Raw genomic sequence first — 13,858 nt, forward strand, 5'->3', positions numbered from 1 at the left:
AATGACACTCAGCACCAAAGCTCTTCTCGTTCACCTTCTTACAGGCACGGGCGCCATTTTCGCGATGCTGGCCCTTTTGGCCGCTGTTGACGAAGAATGGAGCCTGATGTTCCTTTGGCTGGTTGTCGCGTTTTTCGTGGACGGGATCGACGGACCACTGGCGCGCAAATACGATGTGAACACCAATGCACCCGAATTTGATGGTGAATTGCTCGACCTGATCATCGACTACCTGACCTATGTGTTCGTGCCTGCCTATGCACTGTTCAAACACACCGATCTGTTGCCCGGCTGGACCGGTTGGATCGTGATTATCGTCATCACCTTTGCCAGCGCGATGTATTTCGCCGATACGCGGATGAAGACGCGTGATTATTCGTTTTCCGGCTTTCCGGGGTGTTGGAACATGGTCGTTCTGGTGCTGTTTGCGCTAAAGCCTGGATTTTGGGTGATCTTGCCGCTGGTGGCGATTCTGGCCGTGGCGATGTTCCTGCCGATCAAATTTGTCCACCCCGTGCGCACAGAACGCTGGCGCATCGTGACCCTGCCGATGGCGCTTGCCTGGACGGTATTCGCGGGCTGGGCGGCATGGGTCGAGTTTCACCCGCAAAGCTGGGCGAATTGGGGGTTGATGATCACCTCGGTTTACCTGCTGGGCGCGGGCGCGTTGCAGCAAGTGATGTATCGCGAAAAGCTTTAGATCAGCAGGCCCGCCGCCCCTTCGTGGCGCAGCAGGGCAACCTTGGTCTCAACGCCGCCCTTGCCCGAAAACCCCGTCAGCCCCTTGGCCCCCATCACCCGATGGCAAGGGATGATCACCGGGATCGGGTTGCCGCCACAGGCACGGCCCACCGCCTGCGCCGACTGACCCAACGCGCGGGCGATATCGCCATAAGTCGCCGTGTCACCAAAGGGGATCGCGCGCATCTGATCACAGACCGCGCGCTGAAAATCTGACCCCGCGACGCGCAATGGCAGATCAAACCGCGTCAGATTACCCGCGTCATAGGCCCGCAACTGGGTCGCGGCCTCGGCCAATATCGGGGTGTCGTCGTGATGATCCCCATCCCATTCCACGCGCACAATCGCCCCCTGCTCTTCGATCAGGGTCAGCGGGCCGAATTGCGTGGATACGGTCAATCGAAACATGCCCCAGCATCGCGCGCAGTGGCCTGCGCCGCAATCCGTTTCACGCGCTTTAGATCAAAGGCTTGCCGCCATCATTGTTGCCTGCATGGTCGAGATCAGCACGTCATCAGCAAAAGCGCGTCCCTGCGTCACCGTGATCGTGCGGCCCGATTTCACCACCTCGCCCTCAAAGCGAAACAGCTTGCCCTTGGCGGGGGCAATGAAGTTGGATTTGAATTCAATCGTGAGCACCTCTGCATCAGCAGCCATGAGGGTAAACGCCGCAAAGCCACAGGCACTGTCCAATACGGTGGTGACAGTGCCCGCGTGCAGAAAGCCGTGGTGTTGGGTGAAATCCGCGCGAAACAGCATCGCCAGCGTAACGCGGCCCGGGGCAAGGCTGACGATTGTCACGCCCAGCGTTTTCATCACCGTCTGATCGTAAAAGCCCGCCTCGCAGCGGGCTTTCCAATTGTCGTTACGCGGTGTCATTCAACGCCTCGTCGCAACGCCCGCACACTCCGGCGTGGGCGTGCGTGCCCACATCGGGCAGGATTTTCCAGCAGCGTTGGCATTTTTCGCCAGCGGCCTTTTCAAACACCACGCCGATGCCGTCCACCTCGGGCAGGCGGAACGCCTCGGCGGGGGCCGGATCGGCGGTGACGGAAATCGCGCTGGTGATGCACAGATCGTCAAAGGCGACGGTGCGCAGGATCGCCGCTTCGTCGGCGCCCACATGCACGACGGGTGCCGCTTCGAGGCTGGCCCCGATCACCTTGTCCTGACGCTGCACTTCCAATGCGGCCGTCACCACGCGGCGCACGCGCCGGATCGTTGCCCATTTCGCGGCCAGCGCATCGTCACGCCACGCGGCAGGCGTTTCGGGGATATCGACCAGATGCACACTGCTGTCATCGCCCGGGAACCGTTCGAGCCAGACTTCTTCCATCGTGAACACCAGCACGGGCGCAAGCCAGGTCGTCAGCCGGTGAAACAGGATATCAAGCACCGTGCGCGCAGCGCGGCGGCGCTCGGTGTTGCCATCACAATAAAGCGCATCCTTGCGGATATCGAAATAGAACGCCGAAAGGTCCAGCGTGGCAAATTCAAACACGGCACGGAACACACCCTGAAAATCGTATTTTGCATAGCCCTTGCGCACGACCTCGTCGAGTTCGGACAGGCGATGCAGGATCAGACGCTCCAGTTCCGGCATATCGGCGGGTTCGACGCGGTCGGCCTCGGAAAAATCCGCCAGCGACCCCAGCATGTAACGCATCGTGTTGCGCAAACGGCGGTAGCTGTCGGCGGTCCCTTTCAGGATTTCATCACCGATCCGCTGGTCGTTGGTATAATCGGTTTGGGCCACCCAAAGGCGCAGGATATCCGCGCCATATTGCTGCACGATCTTTTCGGGCACGATGGTATTGCCGATGGATTTGGACATCTTCATGCCCTTCTCATCAAGCGTGAACCCGTGGGTCAGCACACCGCGATAGGGCGCGCGGCCCATCGTGCCGCAGCCTTGCAACATCGATGAATGGAACCAGCCACGGTGTTGGTCGGTGCCTTCCAGATACAGGTCGGCCAACCCGTCCTCGGACCCGTCTTCGCGGTCGCGCAGGGTGAAAGCGTGTGTCGATCCGCTATCAAACCACACATCCAGAATATCCATGACCTGATCGTAGTCATCAGGGTTCACGACCCCATCAAGGAAGCGTGCCTTCGCGCCTTCCTTATACCAGGCATCTGCACCTTCGACTTCAAACGCATCGACGATACGCGCGTTGACCTCGGCATTACGCAGCAGGAAATCGTCGTCGGTCGGCTTTGCACCCACCTTGGTAAAAGAGGTCAGCGGTACACCCCAGGCGCGCTGACGGGACAGCACCCAATCGGGGCGCGCTTCGATCATGGAAAACAGGCGGTTGCGGCCCTTTTCCGGCGTCCATGTCACCAACTCGTCGATGCTGCGCAGGGCGCGTTCGCGGATCGTCGTGCCATAGGTGTCTTGGCCGTCGCCCACGGTTTTGTCGATGGCGGCGAACCATTGCGGCGTGTTGCGATAGATGATCGGCGCCTTGGAGCGCCAGCTATGGGGGTAGCTGTGCTTGATCTTGCCACGCGCCAGAAGCCCGCCCACCTCGGCCAGCTTGGCGATCACGGCGGCGTTTGCATCGCCTTCCCAATCACCTTTCTTGGCCTTTTCGCGCAGGATGCGTTTGCCACCAAAGAACGGCAGGTCTTCGCGGAAGGTGCCATCGTCCATGACGTTATAGGTGATGACATCGGCCAGCATGCCAAGGTCACGGTAAAGCTCGAATTCCTCCATCCCGTGGCTTGGCGCGCAGTGAACGAAACCGGTGCCTTCTTCGTCGGTGACGAAATCAGCGGCACGGAAATCGCGCAGATCATCCCATTCGCCATTCCCGCCTTCGGCACCAGCAAGGGGGTGCTGCAAGGACAGGCCAGACAGTTCATCAGCGCTCACATCGCGCACACGTTTCCACATGCCGTCTTCAAGGCGCGCCTTGGCGAATACGTCCGCTGCCAGCTTGTCGGCCAACAAGAAACGCTCGCCTTTTTCGGCCCAACATTGGTCAGGCGTGTCAGTGACTTCGTAAAGGCCGTAAGCGTAGTTTTCACCATACACCACCGCCTTGTTTGACGGAATTGTCCACGGCGTGGTGGTCCAGATCACGACGTTGGCACCGGACAGTTCACCATCAGACACAACCGCAAACTTCACCCAGATCGTGAAGCTTTCCTTGTCATGATACTCCACCTCGGCCTCGGCCAGTGCAGTTTCTTCGACGGGCGACCACATCACGGGTTTACTGCCCTGATACAACGTCCCGTTCATCAGAAACTTCTGGAATTCCTCGGCAATCACTCGTTCGGCGTGGAAATTCATCGTCAGATACGGATCGTCCCAGTTACCGGTGACGCCCAACCGCTTGAATTCCTCGCGCTGGATATCGACCCAACCGCTCGCAAAATCGCGACATTCCTGACGGAACTCCACAACATCGACAGCGTCCTTATCCAGACCCTTTTCGCGATATTTCTCCTCGATCTTCCATTCAATCGGCAGACCGTGACAATCCCAGCCGGGGATATAGCGCGCGTCACGGCCCATCATCTGTTGGCTTCGCACGACCATGTCTTTCAGGATTTTGTTCAGCGCGTGGCCGATGTGCAAATGGCCGTTGGCATAGGGTGGGCCATCATGCAGCGTAAAGGGCGGGCGGGTCTGTGCGCGGGCCTTCTCGCGCAGCTTGGCGTAAACATCCAGATTGGCCCAGCGTTCCAGCCACTCAGGCTCGCGCTTGGGCAGGCCAGCGCGCATCGGGAAATCAGTCTTGGGCAGGTGCAGGGTGTCTTTGTATTCAGGGGTGTCGGCGCACATTTCAGGCGTCCTTTGTCTTGATCTTGGAAAAATACGGATGGGGGCGGTGCGATATCTCAAACACCTTGGCCCGGCACCTCATGTCAGAGTGCCGGGGTAATAATTCGCTGGATGATGGCAAAACCATAACGCATGGCGGGCTTATAGGCCTGCAAGGTCGCGGGGTAAAGACCGCGCAGGCACGACACTGCGCGCCCAGTGCCCGATTATCAAAACATCCCAAAAGGTGCTGTCCTGCGTTTGCGGGTGGTCAGCGCAGTGCAATGGCCCACATAGTGTAACACATTACCAGTCATAGGAATTCGTGATGTCGGCCAAGTATTTCGCCCCAACCGGTGGCCATCCGCCGCAAACGCAGTTGCTGACCGACCGCGCGATATTCACCGAGGCCTACGCGGTAATCCCCAAGGGGACGATGCGCGATATCGTCACCAGTTTTCTGCCATTCTGGGACAAGACCCGCCTTTGGGTGATCGCCCGCCCCCTCAGCGGCTTTGCCGAGACGTTTTCGCAATACATCATGGAGGTCGCGCCCGGTGGCGGATCGGACCAACCCGAAGCGGACTCCGGTGCCGAAGGTGTGCTGTTTATCGTCGAAGGCTGTGCCAGTCTGACGGTTGATGGGCAGACGCACACGCTGACCGAAGGCGGCTATGCCTTCCTGCCCCCCGCGACCGATTGGACACTGCACAACGAAACAGACGCAATGCTGCGCTTTCACTGGGTCCGCAAGGCCTATGACCCCGTGCCGGGCCTGGGCACCCCCGAGGTGATCATCGCCAACGAGAACGATATCACCCCGACCGTGATGCCCGACACAGATGGCAAATGGGCAACGACCCGTTTCGTTGACCCGACCGACCTGCGCCATGACATGCACGTCACCATCGTGACCCTGCAACCGGGTGCGGTGATCCCGTTTCTGGAAACGCACGTGATGGAACACGGGCTGTATGTGCTTGAAGGCAAGGCCGCCTATCGGCTCAATACCGACTGGGTCGAGGTCGAAGCGGGCGATTACATGTGGTTGCGCGCCTTTTGCCCGCAGGCCTGTTATGCGGGCGGGCCGGGGCCGTTCCGCTATCTGCTTTACAAGGACGTGAACCGGCACATGACATTGCCCCGCCGCTAAGCCGCGCCGCCGATGGCCTGCGTCAGCCTTTGCGCGGCGGTGATCACATAGGCGCCAAGGCTGGTAACGTCATCGGGGCCAACGCGACTGATCGGGCCGGACACGGAAATGCCTGCCACCGCCTCTTGGTTCACATCAAAAACGGGGGCGGCGATACAGCGCATCCCAAGGTTTTTTTCTTCGCCATCGATCGCATATCCACGGGTGCGGATCAGGGCCAGATCCGCGCGCAGGGCGCCAGGGTCGACCAGCGTGCGTGGCGTGAACTGTTCCATCGGCGCGGCGAGGGTGCGTGTCAGCCGCGCCTCTTCCATCTGCGCCAGCAAAGCTTTGCCGATGCCCGAGGCATGCATCGGTGATAGCGTGCCGGGCGGGAAAAATGCGCGGATCGTTTCGTGGGTTTCGACCTGGCTCACGAACAGCACCATATCCCCCTGTGCTACCGCGATATTGGCGGTTTCGCCGGTCGCCTCCATCAGGTCGCGCAGGATCGGGCGGGCGCGTTCGACCAGACTGCTCCGGCGCAGGAAGCGCGCACCGATCACGAAGGCGCGCGCACCGATGTGCCAGACCTGCGCGGCCGCATCAAATTCAACCAGTCCCCGCCCTTCAAGCGTCACAAGGATTCGATAAACCGTTGCGGGCGACTGACCCATTTCATCGGCCAGTGTGCTCAGCGCCTTGCCCTGATCCTCACTCAGGTATTCAAACACCTCCATCGCGCGGTCCAGCGATTTGATGGTGTTCTGGGCTGTCTTATCGTCCCAGTCGCGCGGGCGACCACGGGCGCGCCGCGGCTCTGATTTCGGACTATCTGCCATGACAATCAACTGCCCCCTCTGCAAATTGAAAACAAGTTTCACAGTTTGAAAAAATCAAACCACTGAGATCATTGTATTTTTATATCATCTCAAAAAATGAAAAACAATTTCAAAAAAATTTCCTTTCGCGCAGTGACCCCCTAGACTTTGTTTAACCAGTCCAGGAGACCGACATGAGCTTTCAGAACCCTGTATTCATTCCCGGCCCGACAAATATGCCCGAAACAATCCGTCAGGCCTGTTACATGCCAACGATCGACCACCGCTCGCCGGTATTCGGCAGGATCCTGCATCCCTGTCTGGAGGGCGTGCGTCGCGTGTTGAAATCAACTTCGGCACATGTGTTCATCTTTCCATCGACCGGCACGGGTGGCTGGGAAACGGCGCTGTCAAACTGCCTGAACGCAGGTGACAAGGTGCTGGCGGCGCGCAACGGCATGTTCAGCCACCGCTGGATCGACATGTGCCAGCGTCACGGGCTGGACGTGCAGGTTGTGGAGACGGCGTGGGGGCACGGGTTGCCCGCCGACCAGTATGAAACCATCCTCAAGGCCGACAAGGCCCACACCATCAAGGTCGTGCTGGCCACTCACAACGAAACGGCGACCGGTGTGAAATCCGACATCGCCGCCGTGCGCCGCGCGCTGGACGCGACAGGCCACCCTGCCCTGCTGTTCGTTGATGGCGTGTCCTCCATCGGGTCGATGGATTTCCGCATGGATGAATGGGGCGTGGATGTCGCCGTGACCGGCTCGCAAAAAGGGTTCATGTTGCCCGCGGGTCTGGCCATCGTCGGGTTTTCCGACAAGGCGATGAAAGCCACCGAAACCGCGACCTTGCCGCGCACATTTTTCGACGTCAAAGACATGCAAAAAGGTTATGACAACAACGCCTTTCCCTACACGCCCCCGGTCGGGCTGATGAACGGCCTCAAACGCGCGATTGAACTGATCGAGGCCGAGGGGCTGGAAAACGTCTTTGCCCGCCACACCCGGATCGCCACCGGCGTGCGCCACGCAGTGCAGGCGTGGGGGCTTGAGCTTTGCGCGGTCTCACCCGAGGTCTATTCCGACTCTGTGTCAGCCATCAGAACGCCCGAAGGCTTCAATGCCACCGATATTGTCACCGTCGCCGCTGAAAAATACGGCATGGCCTTTGGTGTGGGCTTGGGCGAGGTAGCAGGCAAGGTGTTTCGCATCGGCCACTTGGGCAGCCTTACGGATGCAATGATGCTGTCGGGCCTCGGCGTGGCCGAAATGGTCATGGTCGATCTGGGGCTGGACATCAAACTGGGGTCCGGTGTTGCGGCGGCGCAGGAGTTTTACCGCCACGGATCAGGTGCAGGCAAAAAGGCCGCCGCGTGATGTATATCCCGACATATCAGGACATGCTGGATGCGCACGACCGCATCAAGCCGCATATCCGCCGCACGCCGGTGCGCACCTCTGACTATCTGAACGAGGTGACCGGCGCAGAACTGTTCTTCAAGTGCGAGAACTTTCAGGAACCGGGCGCGTTCAAGGTGCGCGGCGCGTCAAACGCTGTCTTCGGACTGGATGATGAACAGGCAAAACGCGGCGTGGCGACCCATTCGTCGGGCAATCACGCATCCTGCCTGTCCTATGCCGCCAAACTGCGGGGGATCCCGTGCAACGTGGTCATGCCCAGCACCGCGCCGCATGCCAAGAAAGACACCGTCGCGCGCTATGGCGGGGTGATCACCGAATGCGCGCCCTCGACCAGCTCGCGCGAGGCGGCATTTGCGAGGGTGCAGGCCGAAACGGGGGGTGATTTCGTACATCCCTACAATGATCCGCGCGTGATCGCCGGCCAAGGCACCTGCGCGCGCGAGTTCATGGAACAGACCGACGGGCTTGATATCGTCGTTGCGCCGATCGGTGGCGGGGGAATGATTTCCGGCACCTGTCTGACGCTATCGCATCAGGCACCCGACGTGCAGATCATCGCCGCCGAACCGGAACAGGCCGACGACGCCTATCGCAGCTTCAAGGCGGGCCATATCATCGCCGACGATGCGCCCAAGACGATTGCCGATGGTTTGCTGGTGCCGCTGAAAGAGCTGACGTGGCATTTCGTGTCAAACCATGTGACCGATATCCTGACGGCTTCGGAAAGCGAAATCGTTGAGGCGATGAAGCTGACGTGGAAACACCTGCGCATCGTCATGGAACCCAGCAGTGCTGTGCCGCTGGCAACGATCCTCAAGAACAAGGACCGGTTCGCGGGCAAGCGCGTCGGCATCATCATCACTGGCGGGAATGTCGATCTGGATCGCCTGCCTTGGAACGTGGGTTAAGACCCACCTTACCGCACAATCCGTAACGTGGGCTTCAACCCACCCTGCCAAGGAAACACCATGACCAAGCACCCGAATTTTGAAGACTTTGAGGTCGGCTATGACATCCCCGCCAAACCGGGCATGGACGCAGCCGATATCCAGACACCAGCGCTTGTGCTGGATCTTGACGCGCTTGAGCGCAACATCAAGAAGATGGGTGATTACGCCAGATCACACGGGATGCGCCACCGCGTGCACGGCAAGATGCACAAGTCCGTTGATGTGGCAAAGCTACAGGAAAGCCTCGGCGGCGCCTGCGGTGTCTGTTGCCAAAAGGTGTCCGAAGCCGAAGTTTTCGCGCGCGGTGGCATCAAGGATGTCATGGTCTCCAATCAGGTGACAGACCCGGCCAAGATCGACCGTCTGGCGCGGATGCCTAAACTGGGCGCGCGTGTTCTGGTCTGTGTCGATGACCCCGCCAATGTCGCCGATCTGTCTGCCGCCGCCCAAAAGCACGGCACCCAGATCGAAGCGCTGGTGGAAATCGACTGTGGCGCGAGCCGCTGCGGCGTGACCTCGACCCAGGACGTCGTGACCATCGCCAAGATGATCGACACCGCCCAAGGTCTGAAGTTTGCGGGCATTCAGGCCTATCAGGGCGCAATGCAGCACCTGGACACCTATGATGACCGACAGGAGAAAACCCAAGTCGCCATCGACATGGTCAAGGATGCGATAGCCGGGCTAAAGGCGAACGGGCTGGACTGCGATATCGTCGGTGGCGGCGGCACGGGGTCGTATTATTTCGAAAGCAATTCAGGGGTTTTCAACGAACTCCAGTGCGGCTCCTATGCCTTCATGGATGCTGACTATGGCCGGATTCTTGATAAGGACGGCAACCGGATTGATCAGGGCGAATGGGAAAATGCGCTGTTCATCCTGACCACCGTGATGTCCCACGCCAAGGCGGACAAGGCCATTGTCGATGCGGGCCTCAAGGCGCAGTCGGTCGATAGCGGTCTGCCCACCGTTTATGGCCGCGATGACGTGGAATACGTCAAATGTTCGGACGAACACGGCGTGGTGATGGACCCAAAAGGCGCGCTGAACGTGAACGACAAGCTGAAACTGGTGCCCGGCCACTGCGACCCGACCTGCAACGTGCATGATTGGTATGTCGGTGTGCGCGACGGCAAGGTTGAAACAGTCTGGCCTGTATCGGCTCGTGGCAAAGCCTATTGACCAAGGGAGTGGGGAATAAACCACACCTCACGTCCCGGCCTTCGCGCCGGGACCTCTGCAACATGACGAGGCCCCGGATCAAGTCCGGGGCGCGACTGCCCTAATCGCAACCCAAGGAACCACCCCAATGCTCATCGTCCCCGAACGCGAAATCGCCGACCTGCTGACCCGCGCCGCATCCTTTGATGCCGTCGAAAGGGTCTTTGCCGCTATGGCCGCAGGCGAGGCCTACAACTTTCCCGTCATCCGCGAGGCGATTGGCCACGAGGATGCCCTTTATGGCTTCAAAGGCGGGTTTGACGGCAAAGGGATGACGCTGGGCCTCAAGGCGGGGGGCTATTGGCCGCACAATCTGGAAAAGCGCGGATTGATTAACCATCAGTCCACGGTTTTCCTGTTCGATCCCGACACCGGCAAGGTTGCGGCAATGGTCGGCGGCAACTACCTGACGGCCCTGCGCACCGCTGCTGCATCATCGGTGTCAATCAAGCATCTGGCCCGCAAGGACGCCAAGGTGATGGGTATGATCGGGGCCGGTCATCAGGCCACGTTCCAACTGCGCGCCGCCCTGGAACAGCGCGATTTCGACAAGGTCATCGGCTGGAATTACCACCCTGAAATGCTGCCAAATATCGCCAAGGTTGCGGCCGAGGCGGGCGTGCCCTTCGAGGCCGTGGAGCTGGAGCGCATGACCGAGGCGGATGTGATCATTTCAATCACCTCGACGTTCGCGCCCACGGTGATGGCCGACCACATATCGCCAGGCACCCACATCGCCTGCATGGGCACCGACACCAAAGGCAAGCAAGAGGTCGAAGCCGCGCTGCTGGCCCGCGCCACCGTCTTTACCGACGAAGTCGCCCAATCAATCAGCATCGGCGAGGCACAGCACGCCGTGGCCCAAGGGCTGATCAAGGAAAGCGACGTGCACCAGATCGGCGAGGTGATCAACGCCACCCACGCGGGGCGCACATCCGACGATGAAATCACGCTGTTTGATGGCACGGGCGTGGGGCTGCAAGACCTTGCCGTGGCCGCATCCGTGGTGGAACTGGCCGTGGCGCAGGGGATCGCGATCGAGGTCGATTTTTAGGTTTCTGGCGCGATGACACGCTATGTTTTTCGATGCCCAGATCAATGTGGCGATGTATGCCAGATCAGGCGGACATGCATTGTGGCCCGCCGATCTGGTAGTCTATTTCGCTCTTCGCAACGGCTTGCCAGCTGACGACTGCCCAGCGTCCAAACGACCAAGCCGCCATGATCAAATGCCAAACGGAACACCCCCAGTGACCGAAAGGTTTATGCCTGTGACGTAATTCGCTTGCGGCCCGGCAAGATACGCAACTGCATTGGCCACATCTTCGGGTAGGCCTGCATCCCTGAGGGCGACATTCGCGTATCGTTCGCTTTTCATTTGCGCGACCGATATGCCACGTTCAGCCGCCAAGCGCGTGTTTGCTGCGGTATGCATGTCTGTCGCGATATAACCGGGGCAGACTGTGTTGCATAAAATGCCGTCCGGCCCGAACTCAGCCGCGAGCGTTTTTGTCAGGCCAACCAGCCCGTGTTTCATTGTCGTGTAAGCGCCAAAGCCCGGCTCGGCCCCCAGACTAGCCGTCGACCCGATGTTGATAATCCGACCGCCGCCGATGTCACGCATCTGCGGAATCACGGCTTGGGAAACCATCATCGGGCCGAGCAAATTGACATCAAAGCTTGATCGCCACTGTTCAGGCGTCGTGGATAGGAAACTGTCCGAACCCGCGAGTGATCCCGCGTTATTGACGGCGATATTCAGCTTCCCGAACTTTGCGATCGCCTGCCCGATTGCGGTCTGGATATCATCGGCATTTGTGACATCCAAAAGCGCGGAAAATGCCGTGCCGCCTGCGCCCGAGATTTCTGACACGACACCTTGCAGCAGCTCTGCTCGCTGCACTGGTTTTCCGTCGATATCCACGTTTCCGGCAATGTCTGTCACAACCACCGCCGCACCGTCTTGCGCAAGCCGAAGAGCGATGGCGCGACCAATCCCGTGCGGCGCTGACGCGCCCGTGACCAACGCGACTCTCCCTTTGAGTGGATGCATGTCTGCGCCTCTTGCTGATACGTTCATCGCACCAACAGCTATACGAACCACCTGAGGCATCAAGGACTTTGGGATCTGAATGGGCAAACGGCAGCGAAGCCCTGAGATCACACCCCTAAACTCCCGGCGCCTGGTAAAACGAGCCGCAACAAAAAGCCCCCGCCAGTTTTCTGACCGGGGGCTTTTCGTCTTGTTGGCGCCCGCCTAGTCGTGAGGCAACGACCCTTGGCCGTGACCGGCAAGGCCGCCGGAGACTTCCTCGACGGATTCATCAGACAGTTCCTCGGGCAGGACCAAGTTCAGCACAATCGCGATCAGGGCCGAAGGCAGCAGGCCGGACACGGCCAGCACCTTGAGCCATTCAGGCAGATATTGCACCGCTCCCGGTTCAAGCTGGAGACCAAGACCGACAGACAGGGCGACCGCAAAGATCACCATGTTGCGGCGATTCCAGTTCACGTCCGACAGCATCGAGATACCGGCGGCGACAACCATACCGAACATCACGATCACACCTCCGCCCAGCACTTCGATGGGGACGGTTCGGATGACGCTGCCAACCTTGGGGATCAGGCCACAGATGATCAAAAAGATCGCCCCAAAGGTCACCACATGGCGTGACATCACGCCGGTCATGGCGATCAGACCAACGTTCTGGCTAAAGGATGTGTTCGGAAAACCGCCAAAAATACCGGCCACTGCCGTGCCGACACCGTCAGCATAGGTCGCGCCCTGAATTTCGGTATCGGTTGCCTCGCGGCCCGCACCACCCTTGGTGATACCAGACACATCGCCCACGGTTTCAATCGCCGATACAAACGCCATCAGACAAAAACCGATGATCGCGGCGGCAGACAATTCAAACCCATATTTGAACGGCTGTGGCAGTGCGAAGGCGGCTGCATTGTTCCAGCTTGCCGCGATGCCGAAATCACCGCCAAAGCTGATCATGCCGATGGCTAATGCATAGATGTAGCCAACGACCAAACCAATCAGAACAGCGGAAATCGCCAGCATACCGCGCGTGAAAAACTTTAGGCCCAATGTTACGATGATCACGATGAGTGCGGCCGACCAATTCAGCAGCGAGCCATAAGACAATGGCGTTTCGGACATGTTTAGTCCCGAGACACCATCAACTTCACGCATGATCAAGGCTTTGGCTTGCTCGAGTGCATGAGCGTCAGCATCGGGAACCCCGCCAGCGGCATATTGGATACCTACGCGCACAAGTGCGAGACCAATCATCGTCACGATCAGGCCTGTTACCAGGGGCGGCAGGGCAAAACGGATCTTGCCGATGACCGTGCCGATGAAAGCGTGGAAGATACCGCCGATGATCACGCCCGTGAACAGCGCCGCAAGCCCATCCACACCCTTGCCTGCCACCAGCGGAATCATGATCGGCAGGAAGGCAAAGGATGTCCCCTGCACGATGGGGAGACGCGCACCAACGGGGCCGGCCCCGATTGTCTGAAACAGCGTTGCGATACCGGCAAACAGCATCGACATCTGGATCAGATAAAGCAGTTCGGGGAAATCAGGCGACCCTGATCCGAACCCGAAACCGGCCGCACCTGCGACGATGATCGCCGGTGTGACGTTGGAAACGAACATCGCCAGCACGTGCTGGATGCCCAGTGGAATGGCGCGGTGAAGCGCCGGTGTATAGTTTGGGTCGCGAAGCTGCTCCGCTGTCCCGATGGATGTATCAGTCATTTTCAGTCCCTTCCTG

General features: G+C 59.4%; 12 protein-coding genes. 6 read left to right on the forward strand and 6 right to left on the reverse strand.

The features are described from left to right. Window position 1 precedes the first annotated feature (1 nt). Complete coding sequence (locus FTO60_RS12265; protein WP_148056225.1) at window positions 2-700, forward strand: phosphatidylcholine/phosphatidylserine synthase; 699 nt, start codon at window positions 2-4, stop codon at window positions 698-700. Here the strand turns inward: FTO60_RS12265 and FTO60_RS12270 are convergent. Genes FTO60_RS12270 through ileS form a run of 3 tightly spaced genes read right to left on the reverse strand, consistent with a single transcriptional unit; the run spans window position 697 to window position 4,537 of the window. Continuing rightward, window positions 697-1,149: a methylated-DNA--[protein]-cysteine S-methyltransferase gene (locus tag FTO60_RS12270; RefSeq protein WP_148056226.1), complete on the reverse strand. Its 453-nt coding sequence runs from the start codon at window positions 1,147-1,149 to the stop codon at window positions 697-699. The two genes, FTO60_RS12265 and FTO60_RS12270, sit on opposite strands and share 4 nt — an antisense overlap. A 54-nt stretch (window positions 1,150-1,203) precedes the next feature. Then, complete coding sequence (locus FTO60_RS12275) at window positions 1,204-1,620, reverse strand: PaaI family thioesterase (RefSeq protein WP_148056227.1); 417 nt, start codon at window positions 1,618-1,620, stop codon at window positions 1,204-1,206. After that, the gene (gene ileS, locus FTO60_RS12280) at window positions 1,607-4,537 is read right to left on the reverse strand and encodes an isoleucine--tRNA ligase (RefSeq protein ID WP_148056228.1); all 2,931 of its coding nucleotides are present in this window, start codon (window positions 4,535-4,537) and stop codon (window positions 1,607-1,609) included. Before ileS ends, FTO60_RS12275 begins: the two co-directional genes overlap by 14 nt. A gap of 307 nt (window positions 4,538-4,844) precedes the next feature. Here ileS and FTO60_RS12285 point away from each other — a divergent pair, with 307 nt between their 5' ends. After that, window positions 4,845-5,669 carry a bifunctional allantoicase/(S)-ureidoglycine aminohydrolase gene (locus FTO60_RS12285; protein ID WP_148056229.1) on the forward strand — a complete coding sequence of 275 codons (825 nt, stop codon included), beginning with the start codon at window positions 4,845-4,847 and terminating at the stop codon, window positions 5,667-5,669. On the opposite strand, the gene bhcR is transcribed toward FTO60_RS12285, so the two are convergent. Next, window positions 5,666-6,490, reverse strand: a complete 825-nt coding sequence (bhcR, locus tag FTO60_RS12290) for an HTH-type transcriptional regulator BhcR (protein WP_148056230.1) — start codon at window positions 6,488-6,490, stop codon at window positions 5,666-5,668. The two genes, FTO60_RS12285 and bhcR, sit on opposite strands and share 4 nt — an antisense overlap. A 173-nt stretch (window positions 6,491-6,663) precedes the next feature. Between bhcR and bhcA the strand changes: the two genes are divergently transcribed. The 4 genes from bhcA to bhcD all read left to right on the forward strand — a co-directional run bounded on the left by bhcA (window position 6,664) and on the right by bhcD (window position 11,124). Next, window positions 6,664-7,854: an L-aspartate--glyoxylate aminotransferase BhcA gene (gene bhcA / locus FTO60_RS12295; RefSeq protein WP_148056231.1), complete on the forward strand. Its 1,191-nt coding sequence runs from the start codon at window positions 6,664-6,666 to the stop codon at window positions 7,852-7,854. After that, entirely contained in the window at window positions 7,854-8,807 is a 954-nt protein-coding gene (gene bhcB, locus FTO60_RS12300) for a beta-hydroxyaspartate dehydratase BhcB (protein WP_148056232.1), read from the forward strand. The genes bhcA and bhcB overlap by 1 nt, the downstream gene beginning before the upstream one ends. A 60-nt stretch (window positions 8,808-8,867) precedes the next feature. Continuing rightward, complete coding sequence (bhcC, locus tag FTO60_RS12305) at window positions 8,868-10,031, forward strand: 3-hydroxy-D-aspartate aldolase BhcC (protein ID WP_148056233.1); 1,164 nt, start codon at window positions 8,868-8,870, stop codon at window positions 10,029-10,031. Between the two features lie 127 nt (window positions 10,032-10,158). Then, a complete protein-coding gene (gene bhcD / locus FTO60_RS12310) occupies window positions 10,159-11,124 on the forward strand; it encodes an iminosuccinate reductase BhcD (protein WP_148056234.1) in 966 nt (321 codons plus the stop codon). 171 nt (window positions 11,125-11,295) lie between these two features. On the opposite strand, the gene FTO60_RS12315 is transcribed toward bhcD, so the two are convergent. Then, window positions 11,296-12,123 (reverse strand): SDR family NAD(P)-dependent oxidoreductase, encoded by an 828-nt coding sequence (locus tag FTO60_RS12315; protein WP_172623882.1) that lies wholly within the window; start codon window positions 12,121-12,123, stop codon window positions 11,296-11,298. Between the two features lie 204 nt (window positions 12,124-12,327). Next, a complete protein-coding gene (locus FTO60_RS12320) occupies window positions 12,328-13,842 on the reverse strand; it encodes a uracil-xanthine permease family protein (RefSeq protein WP_148056236.1) in 1,515 nt (504 codons plus the stop codon). Window positions 13,843-13,858: the final 16 nt, after the last annotated feature.

The organism is Octadecabacter sp. SW4 (assembly GCF_008065155.1).
Lineage (GTDB): Bacteria > Pseudomonadota > Alphaproteobacteria > Rhodobacterales > Rhodobacteraceae > SW4.